The sequence below is a fragment of the Actinoplanes subtropicus genome (genome assembly GCF_000721705.1).
In the GTDB taxonomy this organism is placed as follows: domain Bacteria; phylum Actinomycetota; class Actinomycetes; order Mycobacteriales; family Micromonosporaceae; genus Actinoplanes; species Actinoplanes subtropicus.
On the sequence record NZ_JOJL01000004.1, the window covers coordinates 154,258 to 170,234 of the forward strand.

Below are 15,977 nucleotides of genomic sequence, written 5' to 3' on the forward strand. Positions count from 1 at the left end.
AGGGGCCGGGCGCAGCGGGTAAGGGCCTTTCCCCCGGCGCCGGGTGCGGGGCGCGCAAGGTAAGGCCTTTCCGGGCGGGGGGCACCGGACACGGCGGGTAGGGCCTTCCGTGGCGCCGGCTCATGGGGTCAGGTCGAGCAGGTCGGCGACCCGCACCGGCCCGGCCGTCTCCAGCGAGCGGTTCGCCGCCAGACCGGTGAGCAGGGCCAGCGCGCCGTCCCGGGCCGTCGCCGAGCGGCGCATCGGATCCGTCTGCCCGCCGAGCAGCACCGCGGTCATCCGGTGGTCGGCCCCGCCGTGCCCCGCCCGGCTGTGCGGTTGCAGCTCCACAGCGTACGGCGGCGCCCAGTACGGCCGGATCGTCAGCGTGACCCCGCCCTGCTCCGGCGCGGCTTCGATGCCGTGCACCGCGGCCCCCTTGAGCTCGCCGGCCGCGGCCGGGCTGACGTGGTCGCTCTCCACCACCTCCAGCTCGAGCCGGCCCTTGCTGCCGTTCACCATGAGCCGGTAGCCCTCCCACGGCGCGTACGCGGTGAGGTGGTATGTCATGGTCGCCCCGGTGTCGTAGCGGACCAGCACCGACAGGTCGTCCTCGATGGTGATCCCGGGGGCGAACACGTTCTGGTCGCGGTGGTAGCCGTCCTCCGCCTCGGCGTCCAGGTAGAGCTCGCGCAGCCGCGGGTTCCCGGCCAGGTCGAGCGCGAACGGGTCGTCCTTCGCCGCCGGGCTGCCGTGCGCCCGGTCGTAGTCGCGGGCGTACCCGTGCCGACGGCCGGCCTCGCCGTAGAAGAACAGCCGGCCGGACGCGTACACCTCGGCCGGCGCCGCGCCGAGCCACCAGTTGACCAGGTCGAAGTGGTGGCCGGACTTGTGCACCAGCAGACCGCCCGAGTTGGCCTTCTCGCGGTGCCAGCGGCGGAAGTAGTCGGCGCCGTGCCGCACGTCGAGCAGCCACTCGAAGTGCACCGACCCGATCTCGCCGATCTCGCCGCCGGCCAGCAGCGTGCGGACCACCTCGTGCACCGGGTTGAACCGGTAGTTGAAGGCGACCGACACCCGGCGACCGGTACGCCGCTGTGCCTCCAGGACCCGCCGGGCGCCCTCCGCGTCCACGGTCATCGGCTTCTCGGTGAGGACGTCGCAATTCGCTTCTAGCGCGGTCACGATGTGCCCGGCGTGGGTGCGGTCGACGCTGGTGACGATCAGCTCGTCGACCTCTTCCCGCTCGAGCATGGCGGCCAGCTCGTCGGCGGGGTAGGTGGGGACCGGCTGGTGCCCGGCGGCCTTGAGCCAGCGGTTGTGCGCCTCCATCCGGGACTGGTTGACGTCCGCGAGCGCGACCAGCTCGGCGGTGTCGGCATGGTCGGCGGTGACCGCGCGGACGAACATCTCGGCGCGCGCGCCCGCTCCGACCAGCGCGTATCGACGGCGGTTGTCTCGTGGCATGGGTCCTCCCGGGCCGACGAGCGACGTGGTGACTGCAAAGGTTTGCAGCGAAGTTAGGCACGTCGATGAGGTGGAGTCAATGGCCACGCCGACGATTATCCGTTTTGTCCGAAGGAAAGCGCGTACCTCATGCCCGTTCGCAATCTTTATGCAACACAACGACATTGACAGAGGTGCAACCGCTTGCATTAATTGTGGTCGTCAGTGACCGCCGCCACACGGTCGGCAGGGGAGGTCAGAGCGTGTCCGTCACCATCCGCGATGTCGCCCGCGCATCCGGCGTGCACATCTCCACGGTGTCGCGCACCTTCTCGGCGCCCCACCTGGTCAACCCGAACACCCGCAGCCGCGTGCTGGCCTGCGCCGAGGAGCTGGGCTACCGGCCGAACCGGGCGGCCCGCGCGCTGATCACCGGCCGGACGTACAACATCGGCCTGATCGTCGCGGACATCGCCAATCCCTTCTTCCCCCCGCTGATCAAGGCGGCCGAGAGTCAGGCCCGCAAGCACGACCACCACATCTTCGTCGCCGACACCAACGAGGACCCGGCGCTCGAGGAAGAGGTGGTGCGGGCCCTGGCCAAGCAGGTCGACGGCGTGCTGATCTGCAGCCCGCGGATGAACAACGCGCTGATCGAGCAGCTCAGCCGCGAGGTTCCGCTGGTCGTGGTCAATCGCCAGATCGCCGGCATCCCGGCCGTCGTGATGGATGTGGCCCAGGGCGCGCGGCTCGCCGTCGAGCACCTGACCACCCGGGGGCACCGCAACATCGCCCTGCTCAGCGGCCCGCGCGGCTCGTGGACCAGCCGGGAGATCCGGCGTTCCGCGACCGCCACGGCCCGGGCCGGCCACGCCGAGCTCACCGTCATCGGGCCCAACCCGCCCACCGAGGTCGGCGGCCTGACCGTCGCCGAGGACGTGCTCCGGGCCGGCGCCAGCGCGGTGCTGGCCTACAACGACCTGATGGCGATCGGCCTCATCGAGGGGCTGCTCACCGCCGGGGCGCGGGTGCCGGAGGACGTCAGTGTCGTCGGAATAGACGACATCATGCTCAGCCGGCTCACCCGACCGAAGCTGACCACGGTGGCGACACCCACCGCCGCCGCGGGTCGGGCGGCCGTCGACATGCTGCTCGCGCATGGCGACGACCGTCGTTCCACCGCACACCTACACCTGCAGACCGAACTGGTCATTCGCGACTCGACGGGGCCGGGCCCGGGTCCGCACAGCCCTGCGGACCCGGGCTACGTGAGCGTCCCCGGAGGTGTCGCCTCCTAAAAAGGAGCCAACCGTCATGGATTCCTCCGCGAGGAGCGCCACGCACGATCAACCTACCCCCTCGTTCCGCCCGTCACGCCGTCAGCTGCTCGCCGCCGCCCTGGCCATGCCGGTCGCGCTCGGGACGGCCGCCTGCGGCGGGGGCGGCTCGGGCAGCGGCTCGGACAAGAAGGTCGAGCTCTCGATCTTCTGGTGGGGTGCGCAGGCCCGGGCCGACCTGACCGACAAGGCCCTGGCGCTCTACACCCAGAAGCACCCGAACGTGACGTTCAAGAAGACCTGGCAGGCCAACCAGGGCTACTACGACAAGCTCGCCACGCTCACCGCGGGCGGCAACGCGCCGGACATCTTCCAGATCGACGACAACGCGATCTCGGAGTACGCCGAGCGCGGCGTCACGCTCGACCTCACCCCGTACAGCACGAACGGCAAGCTGGACGTCAGCAAGTTCTCCAAGGGCCTCAAGGAGTACGGCGAGGTCGACGGCAAGCTGGTCGGCGTCGCCCTCGGCGAGAACACCCAGGGCCTGGTGTACGACAAGACGCTGCTCGACAAGTTCAAGCTGCCCGCGCCCACGACCGGCATGAGCTGGGCCGACTTCATCACGTGGGCGGCCAACGTCACCAGGACCAGCAAGATCCCCGGCACCCAGGACCCCAGCGCGATCTACCAGGCGCTCTGGGTCTGGCTGCGGCAGAACGGCAAGGACCTGTACAACGGCAAGCAGATCGCCTTCGACGAGTCCGACATGACCAAGTGGTTCCAGCTGTGGAAGGACGCCGGCGCGAAGGGCGCCACCCCGACTCCGGAGGTCATCCACGAGGGCAACGACTCGAGCGTCAGCAAGCAGCTGGTCGTCACCGGCAAGGCCGACACCTCGTGGGTCTGGACCAACCAGATGCCCGAGCTGAAGAAGAACACCAAGAGCGACCTCGGCCTGATGGCGTACCCGGGCGACCCCAGCGCCCAGTGGGCCCGCGCCTCGCTGTACCTGTCGGTCTTCCGCGGCAGCCCGCGCAAGGACGCCGCGGTCGACGTGGTCAACTTCCTGGCCAACGACCCCGACGCCGGCGCGATCCTCGGCACCGACCGCGGCCTGCCGCCGAACCTCGACGTCCGCAAGCAGGTCGAGGCCACGGTGACGGACCCGAACATGAAGCAGACCATCGAGGTGCAGAACGAGCTGGCCACCAAGTTCGGGCCGACCTCGCCGAGCGTGCCGCCCAAGGGCCACACCAAGGTCAAGAGCGAGCTGATCCGGATCGCCGAGGGGGTCACGTACGGCCGGCAGACCCCCGACGCGGGCGCCAAGGACTTCGTGACCGCCGCCAAGGCGGCCATCGGGCAGAGCTAGGAAACCGAATCCGTGACCATGGCGCAGATGCCGGTCCGTCCGACCGAGCCCGTGCCCCCGGTTCCCGCCGCTCATCGGCGGGGCCGGGTGGCCCGGCGCCGGCGCCGCGAGGACCTGGCCGGCTACCTCTTCCTCTCCCCGTGGCTGCTCGGGCTGCTGGGGATCACCGCTATCCCGATGCTGCTCTCGCTGTATCTCAGCTTCACCGACTACAGCCCGCTCATCCCGGTGACCGAATCGAATTGGGTCGGCCTGGAGAACTACCGGCGGATGTTCACCGCCGACCCGTCGTACTGGCACGCCGTACGGGTAACGGTGATCTTCGCGGTGATCGCCGTGCCGCTCAAGCTCGCCGCCGCGCTCGGCGTGGCGATGCTGCTGAACAAGACCATGCGCGGGATCGCGCTGTTCCGCGGCCTGTTCTACCTGCCTTCGCTGCTCGGCGGCAGCGTGGCGCTGGCCATCGTGTGGCGCGGCATGTTCTCCGGCGACGGCGCGTTCAACGCCTTCCTGTCCTTCTTCGGGCTGACCGGCAAGGCGTGGATCAACGATCCGACCTGGGCGCTGCCCACGCTGATGCTGCTGGCCATCTGGCAGTTCGGCGCGCCCATGGTGATCTTCCTGGCCGGCCTCAAGCAGGTGCCGACCGAGCTGTACGAGGCCTCCTCGGTGGACGGCGCCGGGGCGTGGCGCAAGTTCTTCCACATCACGCTGCCGCTGCTGTCCCCGGTGATCTTCTTCAACCTGGTGCTGGAGACGATCCACGGCTTCCAGGGCTTCACGTCCGCCTTCGTGATCAGCAACGGCACCGGCGGCCCGGTCGACTCCACTCTGATGTACACGCTGCACCTCTACAAAGCCGGCTTCGTCGACCTGAACATGGGCTACGCCTCCGCGATGGCGTGGGTGTTCCTGCTGGTGGTCGGCCTGATCACCGTCGTGCTGTTCAGCACCGGCCGGTTCTGGGTGCACTACTCCGACTCCGAGGTGCGGTGATGCGCTCGAAGGTGGTGCGCCTGTCGGCGCTGATCCTGATCCTGGCGATCGTGCTGTATCCGCTGTTCTGGATGCTGGGCACGTCGTTCAAGTCGCCGGCCGAGATCGCCAGCAACATCGGCCTGGTCCCGCACCAGTTCACGCCGGGCAACTTCGCCGAGGGCTGGCACAAGTTCGACGTGGCCTTCGGCCGGTTCTTCCTGAACAGCGCGATGGTGGCCACCCTGACCGTGCTCGGCAACACGATCTCCTGCCTGTTGGCCGCGTACGCCCTGGGCCGGCTGCGGTTCCGGCTGCGCGGCTTCTGGTTCGCCCTCATGATCGGCACCCTGCTGCTGCCCGGGCACGTGCTGATCATCCCGCAGTACATCCTCTTCCGGACCCTCGGCCTGGTCGGCGGCGACTTCCCGTACCTGCCGCTGATCGTGCCGCACTTCCTGGCGACCGAGGCGTTCTTCGTGTTCCTGATGGTCCAGTTCATGCGCGGCATCCCGCGCGAGTTGGACGAGGCCGCGGTGATCGACGGCGCGAACCCGTTCAGCGTCTTCCGGCACGTGATCCTGCCGCTGAGCCGCCCGGCGCTGGTCACCACGGCGATCTTCTCGTTCATCTGGACCTGGAACGACTTCTTCCGGCAGTTGGTGTACCTGTCGCAGCTCAAGGACTACACCGCGCCGGTGGCGCTGACCCTGTTCATCGACTCGACCAGCGAGAGCTCGGTCGGCCCGATGTTCGCCATGTCGCTGCTCTCGCTGGTTCCGGTGTTCCTCTTCTTCGTGGCCTTCCAGCGGCTGCTCGTCGAGGGCATCAACACCAGCGGGCTGAAGGGATGAGAACCGACCATGTCGTACGACTGGCGCAACTCGCTGCGGCTCGCGGCGGACCTGGCGTTGCTCGGCATCGTGGTGACCTTGCTGTCGCTCCCGCTGGTCACGGCGGGGGCGGCGGTGGCCACCGGCAGCACCGCGATCCACTCGGTGACGACCAAGGGCCGGTGGCCGTCGTTCGCCGACTGCTGGCAGGCCTTCCGCGCCCGCCTGGTGCCCGGCCTGGTCGCCGGGCCGGCGGTGGCGGTGGCGGTCGTGCTGATCGTGCTCGACGTCGCGGGCCTGCGCCGGGGCGCCGTCCCCGGCGGCGGGCCGGCCCTGGCCGCCGTGCTGACCGCGGCGGCCCTGGCGGCCGGGTACGCCGGCCTCGTCGCGGTGCTGGCCGGCGACCGCGAGCGCGGCGCGGCCCGCGAGGCGCTGACTCTGGCCCTGAGCCAGCCGCTCGCCGCAGTGGCGTCCGCGGCGGTACTGGCGGTGGCGGCCCTGCTGGCCACGCTGGTCCACCCCGCGTTGGTGCCGGTCCTCGCCGGTTTCGCCCTCTTCGCCCTGCACGCCGTCGCGCGCCGGATGGTCAGCCCGGCGGGGCTCGGTTCAGAAGGCTGAGATGTACGCCGTGGCGGGCCGTACGGGCGGACCCGTGCGGCACGGTTCAGAAGGCTGAGATGGAGGTGGGCGCCCGCTCGGCCCGGCTGAGCGCGCGCAGCACCGCGGTCGGGCCGTGCCGGCGGACGGACAGCCGGGTGAGCAGGTCGAGCACCGGCTCCAGCACCGCGTCGGGCAGCGGCGGCGGCTCCACCCCGACGCTGACCGCGAGGTCGTCGGCGTGCACGGCGATCTCCATCATGCGGGTGACCAGCAGGTCGTCCAGCGCCAGCGACCAGCCCGTCCAGGGCAGGCGTACCACCCGGCCGGGCGGTTCGGCGGCCAGCCGCGACCGCAGCTCCTCGACCGCCGCTCGCACCCGGGTCACCAGGGCGGCGGCACCGGCGGCGGCCTGCTCCTCGCTGCCGGCGCGGATGCCGCTGTTGGCGTCGCTGTCCACGTCGGCGCCGAGCCAGGCCACCCGGGCGTAGTGCTCGAGCAGCCCGAGCGGCGCCTCCTCCGGAACCTCCTGGTCCAGGGCCAGCGGCACGTTGACCACCTGCAGCCCCAGGTGCGCGGCGAGCCCGCCGACGCTCATCTTGTCCAGCGCGCTCGGCCGCGACCAGTCGCGGGCGACCGGCGGCGCGGCGAGCAGATCCGCGGTGGCCGAGGCCGCCTCGAGGTACGCCTGTCCGGTATCGGAGATCACCCACCGACCTTACTGGCGATGTCGAACGGGCCGGTCCCCGTTCGTGTAGAGGGTGAGGAAGGAAGGTGGCGTGATGCCCGAACGGAAAGTCTTGCTGGATGGCCTGGGGATTCCGGAGTCCCCGCGGTGGCACGACGGGCGGCTGTGGTTCTGCAACTGGATCGAGCAGCAGATCGTGGCCGTCGGCCTGGACGGTACGAAGGAGATTGCCGCGGCGCCGGTCGAGCGGCTGATGGGGTGGTCCATCGACTGGCTGCCCGACGGCCGGCAGCTGATCACCGGCGACAAACTGAGGCGCCGGGAGCCGGACGGGTCGGTGACCGTTCTGGCCGACCAGGCCGCGAACGAGATCGTCGTGGACGGGCGCGGAAACACCTATCTGAACGGTGCGGACTTCAACTTCGCCGGTGGCGAGGCGCCGCGGCCGGGCTATGTCAAGCTGGTCACGCCGGACGGCCGGATCCGGCAGGTCGCCGAGGACATCCAGTTCCCGAACGGCATGGTCGTGACGCCGGACGACCGTACGCTCATCGTCTCCGAGTCGTTCGCGGGGCGACTCACCGCGTTCGACATCGACCCGGACGGTGGGCTTTCCCACCGGCGGGTCTTCGCGGACGGCCTCGGCCCCGACGGCATCTGCCTCGACGCCGAGGGCGCCGTCTGGGTCTCGACCGGCGGTTCCGCGGTCGTCCGCGTCGCCGAGGGCGGCAAGGTCCTGCAACGCGTCGAACTGGCCGAGGACCGGGCACCGTTCGCGCTGGCCCTCGGCGGCCCCGACGGGCGGACCCTCTTCCTGTTGACGGCCGAATGGCGCTCCGCCGACAGCGTCGGCGACAACCTCGGCCGGTTGACCGCCGGGCCTCGTACGGGAGAGATCCTGACGCTTCCGGTCGCGGTGCCGGGCGCCCGGCGGATCAGCGCATGAGTTTGCCGAGGATGCGGGCCAGGTCGGTTCGTTCCCTGTCGGTGAGTGCCGCGAAGGCTTCGTCCTGGTGCGCGCTCACCACCGGATACGCCCGGGTCAGCACCTCGCGCCCGGCAGCGGTCAGCGAGAGCTGGGCCGGGCGGCCGCGTTCGACAATTCCCCGGCCGATCAGTCCGGCGTCGATCAGGCGCGTCAGGGACTCACCGAGGCTCTGCGGGGTGACCAGCACGCGGCGGGCGAGTTCGCCCTGGCTGATCCCGGGATCGTGGGCCAGCGCGGCCAGCATGCTGAACTGCCGCGGGTTGACGCCGTGCTCGCGCAGCGCCTCATGCCACGCCCGCGCCATCTGCTCCGCGCAACGGACCAGCACGTAGCCGAGTTGGGCGTTCGGATCCATCGGGACGAACGTCTCTGCCATGGCCGCATCCTCGCACCATCAGGTGCCTGATGGTACTATCAGGCACCTGATGGTGGCCGCGGTGACGGGAGCCGGCGATGACGCCACACTGGCAGCGGAGGTTGACGCTGGTCGCCGTCCTGGGGCTGGCGTACTGGTTCTTCGGCAACCTCTACGAGGCGGTCGTCTTCTCGCCGAACTGGGTGACCGACACGCCCACGCAGATGACCCGGCTGAACGAGTTCTTCGTCAACACCAGCCCCACCCTCTACTTCATTCCGCTGACGGTGATTCCGGTGGCACTCGCCTGGGCGCTGCCGGTGTTCAACCGCGACCCGGCGCTGCGCGCCGACTACCGCCGAGCCGGCCTCGTCGCCCTGCTCCTGACGGCACTCAACGCGCTCATCGTGGCCACCGTGGTGACCAGGCTCTTCGGCGCCCAGGACGTCGCCGACCCGCACCGGCTCACCGGCTACGCCTGGAGCTGGAACCTCCTCAACGTGCTGCGGATGGCGCTGACCGCCACGACCGGGGTCCTTCTCTTCGGCGCGTATCGCAAGCTGGACCGGCGCCTGGCGGGGTCAGACGCCCGCGGCCTCGGCGGCGGCGAGCAGGTTGACCGCGGCCTGGCGTAGGCCCTCGATCTGGTCGAGCTCGGTGTCCTCGTGCTCGATGTTCACCGCCATCTCGGGGTCGACCGCGTGCAGCGCGCGCAGGAACGGCGCCCAGAACTCCTCGCCGTGCCCCCGCCCGACCGCCACGAACTGCCAGGACGGCTGGGTGGGCCACTGGTTGAGGGTGTTGCGGCCGCCCAGGTTCAGCGGGTTGCGGTCGGCCGGCGTACGGGTGAATCGGTCGTCCAGGACGCCGAAGCGGCGTACGTTCTCCTCGTTGATCCGGGTGTCCTTGGCGGCGGCGTGGAAGACCAGGTCGCCCAGATACTCCACGGCCGCGACCGGGTCGATGCCCTGCCAGAACAGGTGGCTCGGGTCCATCTCGGCGCCGACGTGGGTGGCCCGGGTCTGCTCGACCAGCCGTTGCAGCGTCGGCGGGTTGAAGACCAGGTTGTGCGGGTGCATCTCGATGCAGACCTTCACGTCGGCGTAGGCGGCGCGGGCCTGGATGTCGGACCAGAACGGAACGGCCACCTCGGTCCACTGGTACTCCAGGACGTCCAGCCACTGGCTGTCCCACGGGTTGACCACCCAGTTCGCCGTGCTGCTGCCGGGGTGGCCGGCGGGCAGGCCGGACATGGTGACCACCCGCCGGACACCGAGAAGTCCCGCAAGTTCGATGGTGCGGCGCAGGTCGGCCGCGTGCTGGGGGCCGACCAGCGGGTCGGGATTGAGCGGGTTGCCGTTCACGTTGAGCCCGGTCAGGGTGATGCCGGCCTGGCTGAAGCGGCCCAGGTAGTCCTCCCGGGCGCCGGGGCTGGACAGCAGGTCATCGATCGGGATGTGCGGGGTGCCGATGAAGCCGCCGGTGTTGATCTCGGCGCTGGTCAGGCCCAGCTCACCGAGGATCTTCAGGGTCTCGTCGAGGGGACGGTCGTGCAGGCAGGCGGTGTAGGCGCCGAGTTTCACGGTGGACTCCTCAGAGCTGGACGGGCTTGTCGGTGGCGGACACGACGGCGTCGAGGACGCGCAGGTTGTGCAGGCCGTGCGCCATATCGGGGCAGGGCGGGAGGGTGACCGAGCCGGCGATCTGGTCGAGGAACGCGCGGGCCTGGTAGACGAAGAAGTCGTTCTGCCCGTGGCCGACGGTGGGGAAGTCCATCGGCAGTCCCTGCGCGAGATACGGGTGCCAGGGGCCGATGAAGACGGTGCGTACGCCGTTGACCGGTGTCGCCGGGCCCGGGTCGGCGATGGTGAACTCGGCCGGGCGGGTCAGGTCGAACGAGGCCGTCCCGTTCTCGCAGAACAGGTCGATCCGGAGCGTGTTGGCGTGGCCGAAGGCGACCCGGGACAGCGAGAACGTGCCGACCGCGCCGCTCGCGTACGACGTCGTGAAGGTGCAGACGTCCTCGTTCTCCACCGGGACGCGCTCGTCGCTGACCTGGACGCCGCCGGCGTGCCCGACCGCGACGCCGAGCGGGCGGGGCCTCTCCGGCACCAGGGTGGCCATCGTGGCACCCTGCACGCCGGCGGTCGGGCCGCAGAAGAACTCGGCGAGGTCGACCAGGTGGCTGCCGATGTCGGCGAGCACGCCGCTGCCCGGGCCGCCGAGATAGCGCCAGCTCATCGGGCGGCCCGGATCGTAGCCGTAGTCGCACCAGTAGTTGCCGACGAAGTGGCGGACCGGGCCGAGGGCGCCCTCGACCTGCTGCTTGATCGCGTTGATCGCGGGGGAGCGGCGGAAGGTGAAGCCGACCGCGCCGACCTGGCCGGGCGCGGCGGCCGCCGCCTCGACCATCGCCTGCGCGTCGGCGATCGAGGGGGCCAGCGGTTTCTCGCAGAGCACGTGCTTGCCGGCGGCCAGGGCGGCCTCGGTGATCTCCCGGTGCAGGTTGTTGGCGACGGCGACGCTGACCGCGTCGACCTCGGGGGACTCGACGACGGCGCGCCAGTCGGTCTCGGCGCGGGCGAAGCCGTAGCGGGCGGCCGCGTCGGCGGCGAACGGCTCGTGCAGGTCGGCGACCGCGACCAGCCGCGGGGCGGGCAGGTCGAGGCCGAACACGGTGGCGGCGTTGCGATAGGCGTTGGCGTGGGCGCGGCCGACCATGCCGGCCCCGATCACCGCCACGCCGATGGACGACGGCTGGGTCATGGGGGACCTCCAGGGGCGATGGATTTAAAGCGCTTTAAGCTCCTGTACTATCTGAGTCGATCTCGTTGTCTGTCAAGGCCTTCGCCGGGAGTGAATCAGTGGATCAGCGACCGCGACTGGCCGACGTCGCCGCGCGCGCCGGCGTCTCGACCGCATCGGTGTCCCTCGTTCTCCGCGGGGAGCCGGGCCCGAGCGCCGAGACCCGGGAAAGGGTCCTCGCGGCCGCCGCCGACCTGTCCTACCGTGCCGACCGCACGGCCAGCCTGCTCGCCCGCCGCCGCCGGCACCTGCTCGGCGTGCTGCTCGACGTGCGCAACCCGTTCCACGCCGAGCTGGTGGAGGAGGTGCAGATCGAGGCCGACCGGGCGGGTTACGAGGTGGTGCTGTCCACGCTCACCCGCGATCGCGACGAGCCGCGCGCGATCGAGACCCTGCTCGACTTCCGCTGCGAGGCGCTGATCCTGCTCGGGCCGGATGCGTCCGACGACGAGCTCGACAAGCTGGCCGCCCAGGTGCCCTGCGTGGTGATCGGCCGCCCGGTGGCCGGCGCCGCCGTCGACGTGGTCCGCCCGGCCGAGGACGTGGGCGTCGACGCCGCGCTGAACCACCTGATCACGCTCGGGCACGACCGGATCACGTTCGTGGACGGCGGCCGCGGCGCGGTGGCGGCCGGGCGCCGCCGCGGCTATCGCCGGGCGATGCGCCGGGCCGGGCTGGTCGCCGAGGTCCTGCCGGGCGATCACACCGAAGAAGGGGGCGTACGGGCGGGCCGGCGCATCGTCGCCGAACACGTGCTGCCGACCGCCGTGGTGGCGTCCAACGACCGGCTCGCGGTGGGCGTGATGGACGCGTTCGTGCGGGCCGGCGTCGACGTGCCGGGTCAGGTCTCGGTGGTCGGCTACGACGACAGCACGCTGGCCCGCCTCGCCCACATCGACCTGACCTCGGTCAACCAGGACGCCCCGGCCCAGGCCCGCAGCGCGGTCGAGGCGGCCGTCTCCCGTCTCGACGCCGGCCGCACCTTCCGCACGGAGACGGTGCTGGTCCCCCATCTGGTGGTGCGGGGGAGCACGGCACCACCACGGTCCGCCTGATCAGCGGCCCTGATCAGCAGCGCAGCAGGCCGGCTCGCTCCTTGGCCTGCAGGACGTGCCGGGCCGCGTCGGTCACCCGGGAACGGAAGGCGGCGTCGCGCCCGGCCCGGTCGATCAGTGCCGCCGCCATCGGCGCCGCGTCCGGCGGCCGGATGGTGAGCACCTCGTCGCCGCCGGCCGCGACGAACCGTACCGCCCGCTCGCCGACCGGCACGCCGCCCGCCGCCTTTGCCGCGCCCAGGTCGTCCGACATGATCAGCCCGTCGAAGCCCAGCCCGTCGCGCAGCAGCCCGGTCACGATCGGCTCGGAGAACGCCGCGATCGTGTCGCCGTCGAGCTTCGGATAGCGGGCCGAGGAGATCATCACCGCCGACGACCCGGCCTCGATGCCGGCCCGGAACGGCTCGAGGTAGGGATCATTCGCGGTCGTCGTGGCGTCGACGGCGTCGGCCGACGTGTCCGTGTTCGCCCGCGTCCGGCCCAGCCCCGGGAAGTGCTTGAGCGCGGTCAGCACCCCCGCGTCCTGGCTGGCCGGCACCACCGTGCGGAGGTCGGCGGCGACCAGGGCCGGGTCGGAGCCGAACTGCCGGTGCCAGAACCCGATCGGTGGGTTCGCCTCGCCGAGCGACGCGGGGACGGTGTCGGCGACCGGCGCCAGGTTCATGCTCACGCCGATCCCGGCCAGCCGGCGGGCGCTTCCCTGGGTGGTGGCGCGGATCGTCGCGGCCGGCGCGGCGCCGAGCTTCTCGGCCGTCGGCAGGGCCGGGAAGTCGGCGCCCTTCAGCGTCTGGACGTTGCCGCCCTCCTGGTCGAGCGAGACCAGCAGCGGCACCGTGGCCCGTTTCTGCAGCGCGGCGATGTCGCCCCGCAGCCCGGCCGCGTCGCGTGCGCTGCGGCCGCGCAGGAAGACGCCGCCCAGATGGTAGCGGCGCACGGTGTCGCCGAGCCCGCTCGGCGCGTCCACCTCGACGCCGACCATGAGCAGCTGGCCGGCCTGCTCGGTGAGCGACAGCCGGCCGAGCGTCGCGGTGACGCAGTCGACGCTCGGCGCCGGTGCGGGCGACGACGACTCCGCCGAAGAGGGCGAATCCGGCAAAGACGGCGACGGGGGAGCGGCCGTCGGGGACGGCGCCCCGCACCCGGCGAGGGTGAGGGCGAGCGCGGCGCTCCAGGCCATGATCCGTCTTCGCATAGCGGCCAACGCTAACGCGCCGGCGCGCCGCCGCCTTCCGCGCGCACCGGTTTGGCACAGGATCGGGAGTGCCGCCGGCCTACCCTCGCAGGTCGACGATGCGCCGCATCTTGCCCATGGAACGCTCCACGCCGTCCGGCTCGAGGATCTCCACCCGTACGGAAACTCCGATGTTGTTCTTGATCGCGGTGACCAGATCGTCGCCCGCCCGTGCTGCCACCTCCGGGTCTGTCTCGGGACGGCGCTCCACCTTGACGGTCAGCGCGTCGAGGCGGCCGGCCCGGGTCAGCACACACTGGAAATGCGGGGCGAGCGCGGGCGTACGGCAGATCAGCTCCTCGATCTGGGTCGGGAAGAGATTCACCCCACGCAGGATGATCATGTCGTCGGAGCGGCCGGTGATCTTCTCCATCCGGCGCATCGGGCGGGCGGTGCCGGGCAGCAGCCGGGTGAGATCGCGGGTGCGGTAGCGGATCACCGGCATGGCCTGCTTGGTCAGCGAGGTGAAGACCAGCTCGCCGGCCTCGCCGTCGGGCAGCACCTCGCCGGTCAGCGGATCGATGATCTCCGGGTAGAAGTGGTCCTCCCAGATGTGCGGGCCGTCCTTGCTCTCGATGCACTCGTTGGCCACGCCCGGGCCCATCACCTCGGAGAGGCCGTAGATGTCGAGCGCGTGCATGTCGAGGCGCTCCTCGATCTCGCGGCGCAGCTCCTGGGTCCACGGTTCGGCGCCGAAGATGCCGATCTGCAGGGACGTGCCGCGCGGATCGACGCCCTGGCGTTCCATCTCGTCGACGATCGCGAGCAGGTAGCTCGGCGTGACCATGATGATCTCGGGCTCGAAGTCCTTGATCAGGCGGACCTGGCGCTCGGTCATGCCGCCGGAGACCGGGATGACCGTGCAGCCCAGCCGCTCGGCGCCGTAATGCGCGCCCAGACCCCCGGTGAACAGGCCATATCCGTACGCGACGTGCACCCGATCGCCGGGCCGGCCGCCCGAGGCGCGGATCGACCGGGCCATCACCGAGGCCCAGGTGTCCAGGTCGTCGGCGGTGTAGCCGACCACGGTGGGCCGGCCGGTCGTGCCGGAGGACGCGTGGATGCGGGCTATCCGCTCGCGGGGGACGGCGAACATGCCGAATGGGTAGTTGGCGCGCAGCGCGGCCTTGTCGGTGTGCGGGAACTTCGCGAGATCGGCGAGTTCATGCAGGTCGGACGGGTGGATCTGACGCTCGTCGAACATCTTGCGGTAGTGCGGCACATTCTCGTACGCATGCCGCAGTGACCACCGCAGCCGGTCGAGCTGCAGCGCGCGCAGCTCGTCGACCGAGGCCCGCTCGATCGGGTCGAGATCCTCGGGGCGGGGGGAACGATCCTGCACGTCGGCCTCCTACAGGCGCAGTCCGTCGAAGGCGATCGCGGCGACGGCGTCGGCGATCGCGTCGGTACCGCGGCCGGGGCGCGGTTTGTACCATTCGGTCAGCGAGTTGACCATGCCGAGCAGCAGCCGGGCCGCGGTCGCCGGGTCCACGTCCTGACGTACGCTTCCTTCGATCTGAGCTTGTTTCACCAGCTTGGTGAGGAGCGCGTCGAACTCCCGCCGGCGCGCCAGGGCGTGCTGCTCCACCGCCGTGTTGCCGCGGACCCGCAGCAGCACGGTCACGAACTCGAAGCGCTCGGCCAGCACGAGCACGCTGCGCCGGATCAGCCGCTCGAGCCGGTCGAGGGCGGGCAGGTCGAGATCGCCCACCTCCTCGGCGGCCTCGAAGAGACCGTCGAGTGCCCGGTCCATCGCCATTTGCAGCAACTGCTCCTTCCCGCTGATGTGGTGATAGACGCTCGATTTGGTGATGCCGAGCGACTCGGCGATGTCGAACATGCTGGTGGCGTCGTAGCCGCGCTCGTTGAACAGCCGCACGGCCGCGGTGAGCACCGCGTCCTGATCGTGGCCGGGACGCCCGCGACGCCGGGGCGCGGTCATGCCGCACCGATCGTCCGGCTGCGCCCGCGGAACTCGGCGACCACCCCATCCTCGCAGGTCACGGTGACGTCATAGATCCCGCTGCGACCTTGGACAACCCTTTCCCTTGCGTACGCCGTGAGCACGTCACCCGCGCGTGTGGACCGCAGGAACGCCACGTCGGCGCCCGCCGCCACGGTCACCGGGCCGCGGCTGTTGCAGGCACACGCGAACGCCGTGTCGGCCACCATGAAGACGTAGCCGCCGTGGGTGATCGCGTGCCCGTTGACCATGTCGGCGGTGACGGCCATCCGCACCGTGGCCTGCCCGTTCCCGGCGTCGAGCAGCTCCATGCCGGCCGCCTTGGACGCGGGGTCGCGGTCGAACATCTCGTGGGCCGGGGTTCGTGCCACGTTCACCTCCGAGGCTTGATTACCAACCGATCGTTCGGT

At 70.9% G+C, this 15,977-nt stretch carries 17 protein-coding genes; 8 read left to right on the forward strand and 9 right to left on the reverse strand.

All coding sequences use genetic code 11. The features are described 5' to 3' along the window. Positions 1-120 precede the first annotated feature (120 nt). Entirely contained in the window at positions 121-1,446 is a 1,326-nt protein-coding gene (locus IH26_RS0106480) for a Gfo/Idh/MocA family protein (protein ID WP_030435188.1), read from the reverse strand. A 242-nt stretch (positions 1,447-1,688) separates the two neighbouring features. Here IH26_RS0106480 and IH26_RS0106485 point away from each other — a divergent pair, with 242 nt between their 5' ends. From IH26_RS0106485 to IH26_RS0106505, 5 genes are read left to right on the forward strand one after another with little or no spacing between them, the layout of a single operon-like run. After that, the gene (locus IH26_RS0106485; RefSeq protein ID WP_030435189.1) at positions 1,689-2,723 is read left to right on the forward strand and encodes a LacI family DNA-binding transcriptional regulator; all 1,035 of its coding nucleotides are present in this window, start codon (positions 1,689-1,691) and stop codon (positions 2,721-2,723) included. Between the two features lie 16 nt (positions 2,724-2,739). Next, positions 2,740-4,077 carry an ABC transporter substrate-binding protein gene (locus IH26_RS0106490; protein ID WP_030435190.1) on the forward strand — a complete coding sequence of 446 codons (1,338 nt, stop codon included), beginning with the start codon at positions 2,740-2,742 and terminating at the stop codon, positions 4,075-4,077. Positions 4,078-4,104: 27 nt separating this feature from the next. Continuing rightward, positions 4,105-5,073, forward strand: coding sequence for a carbohydrate ABC transporter permease (locus IH26_RS0106495; RefSeq protein ID WP_030435191.1), 969 nt, complete (start codon positions 4,105-4,107; stop codon positions 5,071-5,073). Beyond that, positions 5,073-5,906, forward strand: a complete 834-nt coding sequence (locus IH26_RS0106500; RefSeq protein ID WP_030435192.1) for a carbohydrate ABC transporter permease — start codon at positions 5,073-5,075, stop codon at positions 5,904-5,906. Before IH26_RS0106495 ends, IH26_RS0106500 begins: the two co-directional genes overlap by 1 nt. Positions 5,907-5,915: 9 nt before the next feature. After that, complete coding sequence (locus IH26_RS0106505) at positions 5,916-6,503, forward strand: DUF624 domain-containing protein (RefSeq protein ID WP_030435193.1); 588 nt, start codon at positions 5,916-5,918, stop codon at positions 6,501-6,503. Between the two features lie 46 nt (positions 6,504-6,549). On the opposite strand, the gene IH26_RS0106510 is transcribed toward IH26_RS0106505, so the two are convergent. Next, positions 6,550-7,191 (reverse strand): maleylpyruvate isomerase N-terminal domain-containing protein, encoded by a 642-nt coding sequence (locus IH26_RS0106510; protein ID WP_211268593.1) that lies wholly within the window; start codon positions 7,189-7,191, stop codon positions 6,550-6,552. Between the two features lie 73 nt (positions 7,192-7,264). On the opposite strand from IH26_RS0106510, the gene IH26_RS0106515 reads away from it, so the two are divergent. After that, positions 7,265-8,116, forward strand: coding sequence for an SMP-30/gluconolactonase/LRE family protein (locus IH26_RS0106515; RefSeq protein WP_030435195.1), 852 nt, complete (start codon positions 7,265-7,267; stop codon positions 8,114-8,116). Here IH26_RS0106515 and IH26_RS0106520 read toward each other — a convergent pair. Continuing rightward, positions 8,106-8,534 (reverse strand): MarR family winged helix-turn-helix transcriptional regulator, encoded by a 429-nt coding sequence (locus IH26_RS0106520; protein ID WP_030435196.1) that lies wholly within the window; start codon positions 8,532-8,534, stop codon positions 8,106-8,108. The genes IH26_RS0106515 and IH26_RS0106520 overlap by 11 nt on opposite strands. 77 nt (positions 8,535-8,611) lie before the next feature. Between IH26_RS0106520 and IH26_RS0106525 the strand changes: the two genes are divergently transcribed. After that, positions 8,612-9,148, forward strand: coding sequence for a hypothetical protein (locus IH26_RS0106525; protein ID WP_157437075.1), 537 nt, complete (start codon positions 8,612-8,614; stop codon positions 9,146-9,148). Here IH26_RS0106525 and IH26_RS0106530 read toward each other — a convergent pair. Continuing rightward, positions 9,095-10,096, reverse strand: coding sequence for a sugar phosphate isomerase/epimerase family protein (locus tag IH26_RS0106530; RefSeq protein WP_030435198.1), 1,002 nt, complete (start codon positions 10,094-10,096; stop codon positions 9,095-9,097). The two genes, IH26_RS0106525 and IH26_RS0106530, sit on opposite strands and share 54 nt — an antisense overlap. 10 nt (positions 10,097-10,106) lie before the next feature. Further along, positions 10,107-11,279, reverse strand: coding sequence for a Gfo/Idh/MocA family protein (locus IH26_RS0106535; protein ID WP_030435199.1), 1,173 nt, complete (start codon positions 11,277-11,279; stop codon positions 10,107-10,109). Between the two features lie 98 nt (positions 11,280-11,377). On the opposite strand from IH26_RS0106535, the gene IH26_RS0106540 reads away from it, so the two are divergent. Further along, positions 11,378-12,373, forward strand: coding sequence for a LacI family DNA-binding transcriptional regulator (locus IH26_RS0106540; protein WP_034213930.1), 996 nt, complete (start codon positions 11,378-11,380; stop codon positions 12,371-12,373). Positions 12,374-12,386: 13 nt separating this feature from the next. Here the strand turns inward: IH26_RS0106540 and IH26_RS0106545 are convergent, their stop codons facing one another. The 4 genes from IH26_RS0106545 to paaI all read right to left on the reverse strand — a co-directional run bounded on the left by IH26_RS0106545 (position 12,387) and on the right by paaI (position 15,914). After that, a complete protein-coding gene (locus IH26_RS0106545; protein WP_030435201.1) occupies positions 12,387-13,565 on the reverse strand; it encodes a glycoside hydrolase family 3 N-terminal domain-containing protein in 1,179 nt (392 codons plus the stop codon). A gap of 79 nt (positions 13,566-13,644) precedes the next feature. Next, complete coding sequence (paaK, locus tag IH26_RS0106550) at positions 13,645-14,946, reverse strand: phenylacetate--CoA ligase PaaK (RefSeq protein ID WP_030435202.1); 1,302 nt, start codon at positions 14,944-14,946, stop codon at positions 13,645-13,647. Positions 14,947-14,955: 9 nt separating this feature from the next. Next, positions 14,956-15,546 (reverse strand): TetR/AcrR family transcriptional regulator, encoded by a 591-nt coding sequence (locus IH26_RS0106555; RefSeq protein ID WP_030435203.1) that lies wholly within the window; start codon positions 15,544-15,546, stop codon positions 14,956-14,958. Next, positions 15,543-15,914 (reverse strand): hydroxyphenylacetyl-CoA thioesterase PaaI, encoded by a 372-nt coding sequence (gene paaI / locus IH26_RS0106560; RefSeq protein WP_030435204.1) that lies wholly within the window; start codon positions 15,912-15,914, stop codon positions 15,543-15,545. The genes IH26_RS0106555 and paaI overlap by 4 nt, the downstream gene beginning before the upstream one ends. Positions 15,915-15,977 lie beyond the last annotated feature (63 nt).

What these genes read in the sequence shown, in the direction of transcription:
- IH26_RS0106480 (WP_030435188.1), bottom strand. Translation starts at nt 1,446, where the DNA reads ATGCCACGAGACAACCGCCGTCGATACGCGCTGGTCGGAGCGGGCGCG.
- IH26_RS0106490 (WP_030435190.1), top strand. Translation starts at nt 2,740, where the DNA reads ATGGATTCCTCCGCGAGGAGCGCCACGCACGATCAACCTACCCCCTCG.
- IH26_RS0106495 (WP_030435191.1), top strand. Translation starts at nt 4,105, where the DNA reads ATGCCGGTCCGTCCGACCGAGCCCGTGCCCCCGGTTCCCGCCGCTCAT.
- IH26_RS0106500 (WP_030435192.1), top strand. Translation starts at nt 5,073, where the DNA reads ATGCGCTCGAAGGTGGTGCGCCTGTCGGCGCTGATCCTGATCCTGGCG.
- IH26_RS0106505 (WP_030435193.1), top strand. Translation starts at nt 5,916, where the DNA reads ATGTCGTACGACTGGCGCAACTCGCTGCGGCTCGCGGCGGACCTGGCG.
- IH26_RS0106515 (WP_030435195.1), top strand. Translation starts at nt 7,265, where the DNA reads ATGCCCGAACGGAAAGTCTTGCTGGATGGCCTGGGGATTCCGGAGTCC.
- IH26_RS0106520 (WP_030435196.1), bottom strand. Translation starts at nt 8,534, where the DNA reads ATGGCAGAGACGTTCGTCCCGATGGATCCGAACGCCCAACTCGGCTAC.
- IH26_RS0106525 (WP_157437075.1), top strand. Translation starts at nt 8,612, where the DNA reads ATGACGCCACACTGGCAGCGGAGGTTGACGCTGGTCGCCGTCCTGGGG.
- IH26_RS0106535 (WP_030435199.1), bottom strand. Translation starts at nt 11,279, where the DNA reads ATGACCCAGCCGTCGTCCATCGGCGTGGCGGTGATCGGGGCCGGCATG.
- IH26_RS0106545 (WP_030435201.1), bottom strand. Translation starts at nt 13,565, where the DNA reads ATGCGAAGACGGATCATGGCCTGGAGCGCCGCGCTCGCCCTCACCCTC.
- IH26_RS0106555 (WP_030435203.1), bottom strand. Translation starts at nt 15,546, where the DNA reads ATGACCGCGCCCCGGCGTCGCGGGCGTCCCGGCCACGATCAGGACGCG.
- paaI (WP_030435204.1), bottom strand. Translation starts at nt 15,914, where the DNA reads ATGTTCGACCGCGACCCCGCGTCCAAGGCGGCCGGCATGGAGCTGCTC.